A 13,620-nucleotide genomic window follows, 5' to 3' on the forward strand; every position below is an offset into this window, starting at 1 on the left:
CCCGCAGGATCGATGTTGCGAGCGCGGTGCTTATGCGTTCCTGAGGGGGAATCGAGAAAGTACAGCGGTCGGAACCGGCCCGGTGGACCAGAAGTGCTGTCCATCGAATCCGGTGTAAGAAAGAGAAGGAAAAGCATGGCACAGGGCACTGTGAAGTGGTTCAACGCGGAAAAGGGCTTCGGCTTCATCGCTCCCGAGGACGGCTCCGCTGACGTCTTCGTCCACTACTCCGAGATCCAGGGCAGCGGCTTCCGCACCCTGGAAGAGAACCAGCGCGTCGAGTTCGAGGTCGGCCAGGGCACCAAGGGCCCGCAGGCCACCGGCGTTCGCGCTATCTGATCCGTTCATCTTTGAACGATTCGGCAGGCTGGTCGTGACGACCGCTGCCTGACTCGTCCCCCGGTGCCCTTCGCGGTACCGGGGGACGAGTTCGTTAGTGGGGCGGCCGCGTCTCCGGTGCGAGCGCCGTTCGGCGATCCTCCCGACCACGGCCCGATTGTGGCCTACTGTCCCACTTGTGGCGCAGCTCTCCTTCTTCTCCGCCGAGGCGGTCCCGCCGGCGGTGACCGACCTCGGCGGGCTGCTGGCTGCGCAGGGCCAGGTGGTGTCGTCCCGGGAGGGCGCCCGCGTGTCCGTCGTCGTCGACAGCGTGTGGCGCGCCGAGGCGATCGCCGAGATGATGCGGGAAACCGGACTCGACGCGGAGATCGGCCGGTCGGAGGAGGACCGTCCGCTGGTGCGGACCGCGGCGGTTCCGCAGCTGACCACGCTCGCCGCGCGGTGGACGCGCGGGGCGGTCAAGGCGGTCCCCGAGGGCTGGGTCCCCGGCACGCGGGCGCAGCGTGCGTGGGTGCTCGCGTCGGGGCGCGTCGAACTCGACGGCCAGCGCTACGTGCTGGGACTCGATCCGCACGCCCCGGACACGCACAATGTCCTCGCGCAATCGTTGATGCGGGCCGGTGTCGCGCCGACGATCGTCGGAAATCGGGGGCCGTCCCCGGCCTTGCGAATTTCCGGGCGGCGACGGCTCATGCATCTCGCGGAGAACATCGGAGAGGCACCGGACGACCCGGACGCCCGGCGCAACTGGCCGCACATTTGAGCGAATCGAACGGGATGGATATGCGCACCTGTCCGGGCCGTGTGACACCCTGTAAAAGACCGGACCCGGTATAACGGGGGCGGAGACGAGATTCGCATCAGGTGCGCACAGCGGCACTGATCGAGCAGGAAAGGTGCGGACAGACTGGTGGCATCACGGGAGAAGAGCACGGCGGACGGAGCGTCTGCCACGCGCCGCCTCGTCATCGTCGAGTCACCGACGAAGGCCAAGAAGATCGCGCCCTACCTCGGCAAGAACTACGTCGTGGAGGCGTCGGTCGGACACATCCGTGACCTGCCGCGGGGCGCCGCGGACGTGCCCGCGAAGTACAAGGGTGAGCCGTGGGCGCGCCTGGGCGTGAACGTCGACCAGGACTTCGAACCGCTCTACGTCGTCAGCCCCGAGAAGAAGTCGAAGGTCACCGAGCTCAAGAGCCTCCTCAAGGACGCCGACGAGCTCTACCTCGCCACCGACCCCGACCGCGAGGGCGAGGCCATCGCCTGGCACCTGCTCGAGACTCTCAAGCCGAAGATCCCGGTTCGCCGGATGGTCTTCCACGAGATCACCGAGCCCGCGATCCGTGCGGCCGCCGAGGACACCCGCGATCTCGACAACGATCTGGTCGACGCGCAGGAGACCCGCCGCATCCTCGACCGCCTCTACGGCTACGAGGTCAGCCCCGTGCTGTGGAAGAAGGTCATGCCGAAGCTGTCGGCGGGCCGCGTGCAGTCCGTCGCCACTCGCGTCATCGTTCGGCGCGAGCGGGAGCGGATGGCGTTCCGTTCCGCGGAGTACTGGGACATCTCGGCCACGCTCGACGCCGGTGCCGACGCGAGTCCCCGTAACTTCGGTGCGCGTCTGGTCGCGGTCGACGGCTCGCGTGTCGCGGTCGGCCGCGATTTCGGACCCGACGGCAAGCTGAAGTCGTCCGGGGTGACGGTGATCGACGAGGCGTACGCCCGTCGGCTCGCCGAGTCGCTCGAGGGTGTCGACCTGGTCGTCTCGTCCGCCGAGGACAAGCCGTACACCCGCAAGCCGTACGCGCCGTTCATGACGTCGACGCTGCAGCAGGAGGCCGCGCGCAAGCTCCGGTTCTCCTCGGAGCGCACGATGCGCGTCGCGCAGCGGCTGTACGAGAACGGCTACATCACCTACATGCGAACCGACTCGACCACGCTGTCGCAGTCGGCCATCGCGGCCGCCCGCGCCCAGGCCACCGAGCTGTACGGCGCCGAGTACGTGCACTCGAGCCCGCGGCAGTACACGCGCAAGGTCAAGAACGCGCAGGAGGCGCACGAGGCGATCCGGCCGGCCGGTGACGTCTTCCAGACGCCGGGCCAGTTGCATGCGCGCCTCGAGAACGACGAGTACCGCCTGTACGAGCTCATCTGGCAGCGCACCGTCGCGTCGCAGATGGCCGACGCGCGCGGCACGACGCTGACGCTGCGGATCACCGGCACCGCGGGCACCGGCGAGGAGTGCACCTTCTCGGCATCCGGGCGCACCATCACGTTTCCCGGCTTCCTGAAGGCTTACGTGGAGAGTGTCGACGAGGAGGCCGGCGGCCAGTCCGACGACGCCGAGTCCCGGCTGCCGGTGCTCACCAAGGGGCAGGGCGTCACCGCGACCAAGCTCGATCCGGACGGTCACACCACCAATCCGCCGGCGCGCTACACCGAGGCCAGCCTCATCAAGGCGCTGGAGGATCTCGGTATCGGCCGCCCGTCGACGTACTCGTCGATCATCAAGACCATCCTCGACCGCGGGTACGTCTACAAGCGTGGCAGCGCGCTCGTGCCCTCATGGGTGGCGTTCGCGGTGATCGGTCTGCTCGAGGCGCACTTCGGTCGCCTGGTGGACTTCGACTTCACCGCGGCCATGGAGGACGATCTCGACGAGATCGCCGGTGGCCGGGAGCAGCGCGGCAACTGGTTGTCGAGCTTCTACTTCGGCGACTCGCAGGCGGCGGACGACTCGGTCGCCGCGGCCGGCGGCCTCAAGAAGATGGTCGGCGAGAACCTCGAGGACATCGACGCCCGCGAGATCAACTCGATCCGCCTGTTCGACGACGCCGAGGGACGCGAGGTCCACGTGCGCGTCGGACGCTTCGGCCCGTACCTCGAGCGGATGGTCCAGAACCCGGACGACCCGGACGGCGACCCCGTCTCGCAGCGTGCGAACCTGCCCGACGACCTGCCGCCGGACGAGCTCACGCCCGAGTACGCGGAGAAGCTGTTCTCGACTCCGCAGGAGGGCCGCAAGCTCGGTGTCGACCCGCTGACCGGGCACGAGATCGTCGCGAAGGAAGGCCGCTTCGGCCCGTACGTCACCGAGATCCTCCCGGAACCGGCGCCCGAGCCCGAACCGGACATCGTGCCGGTCGACGCCGACGGCACCGGCACGACCAAGACGAAGGCCGCCAAGAAGGCGCCCGCCAAGAAGGCCGCGAAGAAGGCTGCCGGTCCCAAGCCGCGCACCGGTTCGCTGCTCAAGTCGATGGACCTGTCGACCGTCACGCTCGAGGACGCCCTCAAGCTACTGTCGCTGCCCCGGGTCGTGGGTGTGGATCCGGAGTCGAAGGAAGAGATCACCGCGCAGAACGGCCGGTACGGCCCGTACCTCAAGAAGGGCACCGACTCCCGTTCCCTGGAGAACGAGGAGCAGATGTTCACGGTGACGCTCGACGAGGCGCTGAAGATCTACGCCGAGCCCAAGCGGCGCGGTCGACAGGCTTCGGCGGCGGCACCGCTGCGGGAGCTGGGCAACGACTCGGCGACCGGCAAGCCGATGGTCATCAAGGACGGACGTTTCGGCCCGTACGTCACCGACGGTGAGACCAACGCGAGCCTGCGCAAGGGCGACGAGGTCGAGTCGATCACCGACGAGCGGGCGTCCGAATTGCTCGCCGAGCGACGCGCCCGCGGACCGGTGAAGAAGAAGGCGGCGGCCAAGAAGGCTCCCGCCAAGAAGGCAGCCGCGAAAAAGACCGCAGCCAAGAAGGCGCCGGCCAAGAAGGCCGCGGCGAAGAAGTCGTGACCGGCCGGGCCTTCGCCGTCGGCATCGACCGTTAGGCTCGGCGCGTGGCGGGTGTATTCGATCGACTGGTCGGCCAGGAGCACGTCGAGGCGGAACTGACGGCCGCCGCCACCGCCGCGCGCGGCGGCGACGCCGGTTCCCGGATGACGCACTCCTGGCTGTTCACCGGGCCGCCCGGATCCGGGCGCTCGGTGGCCGCGGTGTGCTTCGCGGCGGCGCTGCAGTGCACGTCCGACGGCGTCCCCGGCTGTGGCGAGTGTCAGGCGTGCACCACCACGATGGCCGGTACGCACGGCGACGTCCGGCGCATCGTGCCCGAGGGGCTGAGCATCAGCGTCGGCGAGATGCGCGCGATCGTGCAGACCGCGTCGCGGCGGCCCAGCACCGGCCGGTGGCAGATCGTCGTCGTCGAGGACGCCGACCGACTCACCGAGGGCGCGGCCAACGCCCTCCTCAAGGTGGTCGAGGAGCCGCCGGAGCGCACCGTGTTCCTGCTGTGCGCGCCCTCGGTCGATCCCCAGGACATCTCGGTGACGCTGCGCTCGCGTTGCCGGCATATCCCCCTCGTCACGCCGTCGGTGGAGGCCATTGCCCACGTGCTGCGCGACCGCGACCGCTTGGACGCCGACACCGCGCAGTGGGCGGCATCGATCTGTGGCGGGCACGTGGGACGCGCCCGCCGGCTGGCCACCGACGAGGATGCGCGGGCGCGCCGCAAGCGCGCTCTCGCACTCGCCGGTGCCGCCATGCGCCCCGGGACGGCGTACGCCGCCGCGGAGGAGTTGGTCCAGGCCGCGGACGTCGAGGCCAAGGAACTCACCGCCGGGCGAGACGAGCGGGAAACCGAGGAACTACGGACAGCTCTCGGCGCCGGTGGTACCGGGAAGGGTGCGGCCGGCGCGCTGCGCGGCTCCGCGGGTGTCCTCAAGGATCTGGAGCGACGGCAGAAGTCACGGGCCACGCGCACCGGTCGTGACGCCCTCGATCGAGCACTCATGGACTTGGCCGGCCTGTACCGTGACGCGCTCGCCGTCTCGTTCGGTTCGACGGCGACGTCGAACCACCCCGACATGGCGGAGCACGCGGCAGACCTCGCCGCCCGCACCACTCGCGATGGGCTGCTGCGCTGCATCGAGGCGATCCTGGACTGCCGCGCAGCGCTGGACATGAACGTCAAACCGAAGTTCGCTCTGGACGCGCTCGTGGCCCGGATCGGCGACGAGTACCGGTAGCCCGGTGCCCGATTTGCATTGGGGGCGGGGGTTCGGGCTAAACTCGCACGCGCCGAAAGGCACGCTGCCTTAGCTCAGTCGGTAGAGCATTTCACTCGTAATGAAAAGGTCGCGAGTTCGATTCTCGCAGGCAGCTCTGGGAAGGCCCCGGTGGACACAGTCCGCCGGGGCCTTCCCCGTTTTCGTCCGATCCGCGGGTCGGGCCGGCCGAACCGGGACAATGTAGGGACACCCCACCCGTGCAGGGAGGAGCCCCGATGTTGTGGCAGATCTTCTGGCTGATCCTCGCGGTCGGCGCCCTGGTCATGCTGATTCCCGTCGCGCGGCAGGTCTTCAAGCGCTCCGACGACGACTGAGGTCTCCGGACTGTCACCGAAACGCTCGACAGGATCGCGCGGGAGCCGCCATGCTCGGAAGGTGAGCGATTCACTCAAGGCCCGAGTGCGCGAGAAGCTGCTGCGGCAGCTCGCCGAGAACGGTGGCCATCCGGTCGAGGAGTTCGAGGGCGACGATCCGCGACTGGTCGCGATCGACGGGGATCTCGCGGCGCTCGACGAGGTCGCCGATGACGACCCGTTGGTCGAGGAGCTGGCCGCCAAATACTGGGTCCCGTAGCCGGCCGGAACGCCGCTCGAGCCACCTCGAGGTGGCGAATGGACGTCCCGCGCAGTACTCGAGGCCCATTCAGGGCATGTGACCAGGCGATTTGGTGTTCGGTGAATGCTTCGCGTAACTTATTCCAGGTCAGAGCGACACGGACACCGACCCGGACGCGATCTTCACAGGTCAGCGAGGGAAAACGAGGTTGTACGGGGAGCGCCTGGCACACCCGGTTTGGTCGTATCGCCCTCGTGTAGGGTGGTGGAGCCGCGTCCGGGTGGCCCGCAAGGAGCCGAGTTTGCACTCGGATCCCGGGTGGGATAAGCTGGAACGGTTGCCCCGGAACGAGGAACTGCAAAGTTTCGAGTGATGGTGTGCGCGTGTTCTTTGAGAACTCAACAGTGTGTCGATGAATGTCAGTGCCAATTATTTATTTGGTACTCCACACCATCGTGTCGCGGCTTTGCCGCAGCGTGGTGTGGGTATTTGCTGATCGTCTCATTCTTCCGTCTGGGATGGTCAGTGCAAAGCTAGTTTGAGTTTTTTTGCTAGTGATTTGACTCGATGTCTATGACTGATTAGTGGCTTCGGCTGCGAAATCTAGAGTCTTCAACGGAGAGTTTGATCCTGGCTCAGGACGAACGCTGGCGGCGTGCTTAACACATGCAAGTCGAGCGGTAAGGCCCCTTCGGGGGTACACGAGCGGCGAACGGGTGAGTAACACGTGGGTGATCTGCCCTGCACTCTGGGATAAGCCTGGGAAACTGGGTCTAATACCGGATATGAGCTCCTGTCGCATGGCGGGGGTTGGAAAGGTTTACTGGTGCAGGATGGGCCCGCGGCCTATCAGCTTGTTGGTGGGGTAATGGCCTACCAAGGCGACGACGGGTAGCCGGCCTGAGAGGGCGACCGGCCACACTGGGACTGAGACACGGCCCAGACTCCTACGGGAGGCAGCAGTGGGGAATATTGCACAATGGGCGAAAGCCTGATGCAGCGACGCCGCGTGAGGGATGACGGCCTTCGGGTTGTAAACCTCTTTCAGCAGGGACGAAGCGAAAGTGACGGTACCTGCAGAAGAAGCACCGGCCAACTACGTGCCAGCAGCCGCGGTAATACGTAGGGTGCGAGCGTTGTCCGGAATTACTGGGCGTAAAGAGCTCGTAGGCGGTTTGTCGCGTCGTCCGTGAAAACTTGGGGCTCAACCCCAAGCTTGCGGGCGATACGGGCAGACTTGAGTACTGCAGGGGAGACTGGAATTCCTGGTGTAGCGGTGAAATGCGCAGATATCAGGAGGAACACCGGTGGCGAAGGCGGGTCTCTGGGCAGTAACTGACGCTGAGGAGCGAAAGCGTGGGTAGCGAACAGGATTAGATACCCTGGTAGTCCACGCCGTAAACGGTGGGCGCTAGGTGTGGGTTTCCTTCCACGGGATCCGTGCCGTAGCTAACGCATTAAGCGCCCCGCCTGGGGAGTACGGCCGCAAGGCTAAAACTCAAAGGAATTGACGGGGGCCCGCACAAGCGGCGGAGCATGTGGATTAATTCGATGCAACGCGAAGAACCTTACCTGGGTTTGACATATACCGGAAACACCTAGAGATAGGTGCCCCCTTGTGGTCGGTATACAGGTGGTGCATGGCTGTCGTCAGCTCGTGTCGTGAGATGTTGGGTTAAGTCCCGCAACGAGCGCAACCCTTGTCCTGTGTTGCCAGCGCGTAATGGCGGGGACTCGCAGGAGACTGCCGGGGTCAACTCGGAGGAAGGTGGGGACGACGTCAAGTCATCATGCCCCTTATGTCCAGGGCTTCACACATGCTACAATGGCCGGTACAGAGGGCTGCGATACCGTGAGGTGGAGCGAATCCCTTAAAGCCGGTCTCAGTTCGGATCGGGGTCTGCAACTCGACCCCGTGAAGTCGGAGTCGCTAGTAATCGCAGATCAGCAACGCTGCGGTGAATACGTTCCCGGGCCTTGTACACACCGCCCGTCACGTCATGAAAGTCGGTAACACCCGAAGCCGGTGGCCTAACCCTTGTGGAGGGAGCCGTCGAAGGTGGGATCGGCGATTGGGACGAAGTCGTAACAAGGTAGCCGTACCGGAAGGTGCGGCTGGATCACCTCCTTTCTAAGGAGCATCTCCAACGCAGGGGTCACACAGGTGGCCTGCTGGTTGGCAGAGGCCGTTTAGTCCCCAATCGTGGGACTGCGGTTGCTCATGGGTGGAACACTGACAAGCATTCTTCTTCACTACTGCCGGCCCGAGTGCTGGTGGGAAGAGAGTTATATCGGCATACTGTTGGGTCCTGAGAGAACACGCAAGTGATCTTCTCGAAGGAAAGTGACGACAGGCGGGAAACGCAGGTCATACCGCAGCGGGAACTTCGGTTCTGGTTGGTCCGGTGTCTGCACGAGTTTTCTGCTTGTGTGTTGTTTGAGAACTGCACAGTGGACGCGAGCATCTTTGTTGTAAGTGTTTAAGAGCGTACGGTGGATGTCTTGGCACCAGGAGCCGATGAAGGACGTAGGAGGCTGCGATAAGCCTCGGGGAGCTGTCAACCGAGCTGAGATCCGAGGATGTCCGAATGGGGAAACCCAGCCACAGTGATGTGTGGTTACCCGCGCCTGAATATATAGGGCGTGTGGAGGGAACGTGGGGAAGTGAAACATCTCAGTACCCACAGGAAGAGAAAACAACATGTGATTCCGTGAGTAGTGGCGAGCGAAAGCGGAAGAGGCTAAACCATGGGTGTGTGATAGCCGGCAGGCGTTGCATTCGTGGGGTTGTGGGATCCGTCTTGTCAATTCTGCCGGATTGGCCGACAGTAAGAAATCATCGTGTTAGTCGAAGTGGTCTGGAACGGCCTGTCGTAGAGGGTGAGAGTCCCGTAGACGAAAACATGGTGACTGTCGTGACGGACACCCGAGTAGCAGCGGGCCCGTGAAATCTGCTGTGAATCTGTCGGGACCACCCGATAAGCCTGAATACTCCCTGGTGACCGATAGCGGACTAGTACCGTGAGGGAAAGATGAAAAGTACCCCGGGAGGGGAGTGAAATAGTACCTGAAACCGTGCGCTTACAATCCGTCAGAGCCTTCGAACACTTCGGTGTTGGGGGTGATGGCGTGCCTTTTGAAGAATGAGCCTGCGAGTTAGCGGCATGTCGCGAGGTTAACCCGTGTGGGGTAGCCGTAGCGAAAGCGAGTCCGAATAGGGCGTTTGAGTGGCATGTTCTAGACCCGAAGCGGAGTGATCTACCCATGGCCAGGGTGAAGCGACGGTAAGACGTCGTGGAGGCCCGAACCCACTTAGGTTGAAAACTGAGGGGATGAGCTGTGGGTAGGGGTGAAAGGCCAATCAAACTCCGTGATAGCTGGTTCTCCCCGAAATGCATTTAGGTGCAGCGTCGTGTGTTTCACTCTGGAGGTAGAGCTACTGGATGGCCGATGGGCCCCACAAGGTTACTGACGTCAGCCAAACTCCGAATGCCAGAGTGTGAGAGCACGGCAGTGAGACTGCGGGGGATAAGCTTCGTAGTCGAGAGGGAAACAGCCCAGATCGCCGGCTAAGGCCCCTAAGCGTGTACTAAGTGGAAAAGGATGTGGGGTCGCGAAGACAACCAGGAGGTTGGCTTAGAAGCAGCCACCCTTGAAAGAGTGCGTAATAGCTCACTGGTCAAGTGATCCTGCGCCGACAATGTAGCGGGGCTCAAGTACACCGCCGAAGCCGCGGCATTCACATAACACCCATGCGGGTCTACGGGCCTGTGTGCAGTGGTGTGGATGGGTAGGGGAGCGTCGTGCAGCCATGGAAGCGCCGGAGTGATCCAGGTGTGGAGGCTGCACGAGTGAGAATGCAGGCATGAGTAGCGAAAGACGAGTGAGAAACTCGTCCGCCGAATGACCAAGGGTTCCTGGGCCAGGTTAATCCGCCCAGGGTGAGTCGGGACCTAAGGCGAGGCCGACAGGCGTAGTCGATGGACAACGGGTTGATATTCCCGTACCCGTGTGAACGCGCCCCTGGTGAATCAGTGATACTAACCGTCCTGAAGCGTCCTTACTTCCCTTCGGGGAACCTGGATGTGGATGCACGGGACCTGATCTGGTAGTAGCCAAGCGATGGGGTGACGCAGGAAGGTAGCTGAGCCAGTCAGTGGTAATACTGGTGTAAGCGTGTAGGGCGAGTGGTAGGCAAATCCGCCACTCATGATGCCTGAGACGTGATGCGTAGCCGATTGAGGCGAATTCAGTGATCCTATGCTGCCGAGAAAAGCCTCTAGCGAGCTTTCACACGGCCCGTACCCCAAACCGACACAGGTGGTCAGGTAGAGAATACTAAGGCGATCGAGAGAACTGTGGTTAAGGAACTCGGCAAAATGCCCCCGTAACTTCGGGAGAAGGGGGGCCTCGTCTGGTGATCACTCTTGCAGTGTGAGCTGGGTGGGGCCGCAGAGACCAGAGAGAAGCGACTGTTTACTAAAAACACAGGTCCGTGCGAAGTCGTAAGACGATGTATACGGACTGACGCCTGCCCGGTGCTGGAAGGTTAAGAGGACCGGTTAGCCAGTAATGGCGAAGCTGAGAATTTAAGCCCCAGTAAACGGCGGTGGTAACTATAACCATCCTAAGGTAGCGAAATTCCTTGTCGGGTAAGTTCCGACCTGCACGAATGGCGTAACGACTTCTCTGCTGTCTCAACCACAGACTCGGCGAAATTGCATTACGAGTAAAGATGCTCGTTACGCGCGGCAGGACGAAAAGACCCCGGGACCTTCACTATAGCTTGGTATTGGTGTTCGGTTCGGTTTGTGTAGGATAGGTGGGAGACTGTGAAGCATGCACGCCAGTGTGTGTGGAGTCGTTGTTGAAATACCACTCTGATCGTATTGGACATCTAACCTCGGACCATGATCTGGTTCAGGGACAGTGCCTGGTGGGTAGTTTAACTGGGGCGGTTGCCTCCCAAAATGTAACGGAGGCGCCCAAAGGTTCCCTCAGCCTGGTTGGCAATCAGGTGTCGAGTGCAAGTGCACAAGGGAGCTTGACTGTGAGACTGACAGGTCGAGCAGGGACGAAAGTCGGGACTAGTGATCCGGCACCGGCAAGTGGAAGCGGTGTCGCTCAACGGATAAAAGGTACCCCGGGGATAACAGGCTGATCTTCCCCAAGAGTCCATATCGACGGGATGGTTTGGCACCTCGATGTCGGCTCGTCGCATCCTGGGGCTGGAGTAGGTCCCAAGGGTTGGGCTGTTCGCCCATTAAAGCGGCACGCGAGCTGGGTTTAGAACGTCGTGAGACAGTTCGGTCTCTATCCGCCGCGCGCGTCAGAAACTTGAGGAAGGCTGTCCCTAGTACGAGAGGACCGGGACGGACGAACCTCTGGTGTGCCAGTTGTTCCACCAGGAGCACTGCTGGTTAGCTACGTTCGGAAGGGATAACCGCTGAAAGCATCTAAGCGGGAAGCCTGTTCCAAGATGAGGTTTCTCACCCCCTCGAGGGGGTAAGGCCCCCGGCAGACCACCGGGTTGATAGGCCAGAACTGGAAGCACAGTAATGTGTGGAGGTGACTGGTACTAATAGGCCGAGGACTTACCACAAAGAAGCTACGCGTCCACTGTGCGGTATCTGAAACAACACACAGATACCATTCACCCCCACCATGCCCGGCAGCAGCCGGTGGATGGTTCGGGCGGGGAGTTGAATGTGTGACAGTTTCATAGAGTTACGGCGGCCATAGCGGAGGGGAAACGCCCGGTCCCATTCCGAACCCGGAAGCTAAGCCCTCCAGCGCCGATGGTACTGCACTCGACAGGGTGTGGGAGAGTAGGACACCGCCGAACATCCTTTCCCGAAGGCCCCCACCAGTAATGGTGGGGGCCTTCGGCGTTTTTCGCATGTCCGCACCACCTCTCCGCCGGCAGCTGCGCTGAGATGCGGGGAGTCGGAAGTCGACAAAACCGTGACGATCTGGTCGGCCCGGCCGTGTTCGCCGAACTTCGCATAGAAGCAGCCCGAGCCGGAGCCGAACAGCGAGTATGGGCGCACGGACTCACCAGAGACCTCAGACATCTGAGGTCTGTAGACTTCCGGCAGGAGGTGGCAGCTATGGCAGGGCAGGCGTTGCGGAACGGTCCGCTGGTACCGCAGTTGGAGCACGTGCTGCGGCAGCGGATCGAGACCGGGTCGTGGGCCGTCGGACAACGACTGCCCAGCGAGGCGGAACTCGCCGCGGAACTGGGGGTGGGGCGTTCCTCCGTCCGTGAGGCGGTACGTCTGCTGGCTCGTGACGGTCTGCTCGACGTCCGGCACGGCGTCGGGACTTTCGTGGCGGAACCACCGGACGGTCCCGGCTTCGACCAGCTCCTGCGGCGGGCCCGGGTCCTGGAAGTCCTGGAGGTCCGCCGGGCGCTCGAGACGGAGGCCGCACGGTTGGCGGCCGACCGCGCGGATCGAGAGGGCGTCGCCGCGCTGCGTCGACAGGTCGCCGAACGGCACGCGCGCCAGGTGGGCGGCGCCGACGCATTCGTGACGGCCGACCTGGACTTCCACCGGTCCGTGGTCGTGCTGGCCGGGAACGCCGTGCTCACCGCGCTGTTCGATTCCGTGCGACCGGTGTTGCACGCCGCGCTGGTCGACATGGTGGACAGTGAACCGCAGCTGCCGGACACCGGCGCGGCGCACGACGCCCTCGTCGCCGCTCTCGCGGCGGGCGACGGGGCGGCGGCGGTTGCCGCGACCAACGCAAACCTCGACCCCATGATCGCGAAGTTGCGGGAAGGACGGACCGGCGAATGAGCACCCCGATCCACGGCGGTGTCGTGCTGAGTACCGAAGGCGTGGACCTCGTCCGCGACGGCCGGGCAATCCTGCGCGACATCGACGTCCGGATAGAGCAGGGACAACACTGGGTGCTGTTGGGCGCCAACGGTGCCGGCAAGAGCACGCTGCTCAGCCTGCTGGGGGCGGTGACCCATCCGACTCGCGGCACCGTGCACGTGCTCGGACATCGTCTCGGCAGGGTGGACATGCGAGAGCTGCGCGCGCACATCGGGCATGTCAACCCGCGGCACGCGATCGACCGGCCGCTCACGGTGCGGGACGTCGTGCTGACCGGCCTGACGAACACGCCGGAGTTCGCACAGCGCTGGCAGCCCACGGCGGCGGACCGGGCGCGGGCGGAGGACCTCATCGCGATGATGGGAATGTCCGCGCGGATCGAGGCGCGGTGGCCGGTGCTATCGCAGGGCGAGCGCGGTCGCGCGCTCATCGCCCGCGCGTTGATGCCGGACCCGCCGGTGCTGCTGCTCGACGAGCCCGCCACCGGGCTCGACCTCGCGGCCCGCGAGCAGCTGCTCGCCGCGCTCGACCAGATGCGGGCCCGGCATCCGGCGATGGCGAGCATCCTCGTCACGCACCACATCGAGGAGATCCCGACCACCACGACGCACGCTCTGCTGATCCGTGACGGCCGCATCACCGCGCAGGGTGCGGCGGAGTCCGTCATCACCACGACGCGGATCAGCGAGTGCTTCGATCACCCGATCACGATCCTGCGCAGCGGCGGACGGTACTCGGCGCAGTCGCGTGGGGAGGGACTCGGCACCACGGCCTGACCGACCCCGCCTGCCGGCAGGTCCTTCGCAAGGCG

7 protein-coding genes, 1 tRNA gene and 3 rRNA genes are annotated in these 13,620 nt (G+C 64.0%); all 11 read left to right on the forward strand.

All coding sequences use genetic code 11. From position 1 onward, the window contains the following. Positions 1–135: 135 nt before the first annotated feature. The 11 genes from E7742_RS21300 to E7742_RS21350 all read left to right on the forward strand — a co-directional run bounded on the left by E7742_RS21300 (position 136) and on the right by E7742_RS21350 (position 13,585). Positions 136–339 (forward strand): cold-shock protein, encoded by a 204-nt coding sequence (locus E7742_RS21300; RefSeq protein WP_005515803.1) that lies wholly within the window; start codon positions 136–138, stop codon positions 337–339. 178 nt (positions 340–517) lie between these two features. Further along, positions 518–1,102, forward strand: a complete 585-nt coding sequence (locus tag E7742_RS21305; RefSeq protein ID WP_137800757.1) for a hypothetical protein — start codon at positions 518–520, stop codon at positions 1,100–1,102. A gap of 147 nt (positions 1,103–1,249) precedes the next feature. Next, complete coding sequence (topA, locus tag E7742_RS21310; RefSeq protein WP_137800758.1) at positions 1,250–4,138, forward strand: type I DNA topoisomerase; 2,889 nt, start codon at positions 1,250–1,252, stop codon at positions 4,136–4,138. A 44-nt stretch (positions 4,139–4,182) separates the two neighbouring features. Next, positions 4,183–5,370: a DNA polymerase III subunit delta' gene (locus tag E7742_RS21315; RefSeq protein ID WP_137800759.1), complete on the forward strand. Its 1,188-nt coding sequence runs from the start codon at positions 4,183–4,185 to the stop codon at positions 5,368–5,370. Positions 5,371–5,433: 63 nt separating this feature from the next. Continuing rightward, positions 5,434–5,506 (forward strand) — tRNA-Thr (locus tag E7742_RS21320). Positions 5,507–5,787: 281 nt separating this feature from the next. Next, positions 5,788–5,985: a hypothetical protein gene (locus E7742_RS21325; protein ID WP_137800760.1), complete on the forward strand. Its 198-nt coding sequence runs from the start codon at positions 5,788–5,790 to the stop codon at positions 5,983–5,985. A 594-nt stretch (positions 5,986–6,579) separates the two neighbouring features. After that, positions 6,580–8,098 (forward strand): 16S ribosomal RNA (locus tag E7742_RS21330). Positions 8,099–8,437: 339 nt separating this feature from the next. Then, positions 8,438–11,569, forward strand: a 23S ribosomal RNA gene (locus tag E7742_RS21335). A 126-nt stretch (positions 11,570–11,695) separates the two neighbouring features. Continuing rightward, positions 11,696–11,812, forward strand: a 5S ribosomal RNA gene (gene rrf / locus E7742_RS21340). The 16S, 23S and 5S rRNA genes sit together here, the layout of an rRNA operon. Before the next feature lie 265 nt (positions 11,813–12,077). Then, complete coding sequence (locus E7742_RS21345) at positions 12,078–12,767, forward strand: FadR/GntR family transcriptional regulator (RefSeq protein WP_137800761.1); 690 nt, start codon at positions 12,078–12,080, stop codon at positions 12,765–12,767. After that, the gene (locus E7742_RS21350; RefSeq protein WP_137800762.1) at positions 12,764–13,585 is read left to right on the forward strand and encodes an ABC transporter ATP-binding protein; all 822 of its coding nucleotides are present in this window, start codon (positions 12,764–12,766) and stop codon (positions 13,583–13,585) included. Before E7742_RS21345 ends, E7742_RS21350 begins: the two co-directional genes overlap by 4 nt. Positions 13,586–13,620 lie beyond the last annotated feature (35 nt).

It is taken from the genome of Rhodococcus sp. SGAir0479 (genome assembly GCF_005484805.1).
Classification (GTDB): Bacteria; Actinomycetota; Actinomycetes; order Mycobacteriales; family Mycobacteriaceae; genus Prescottella.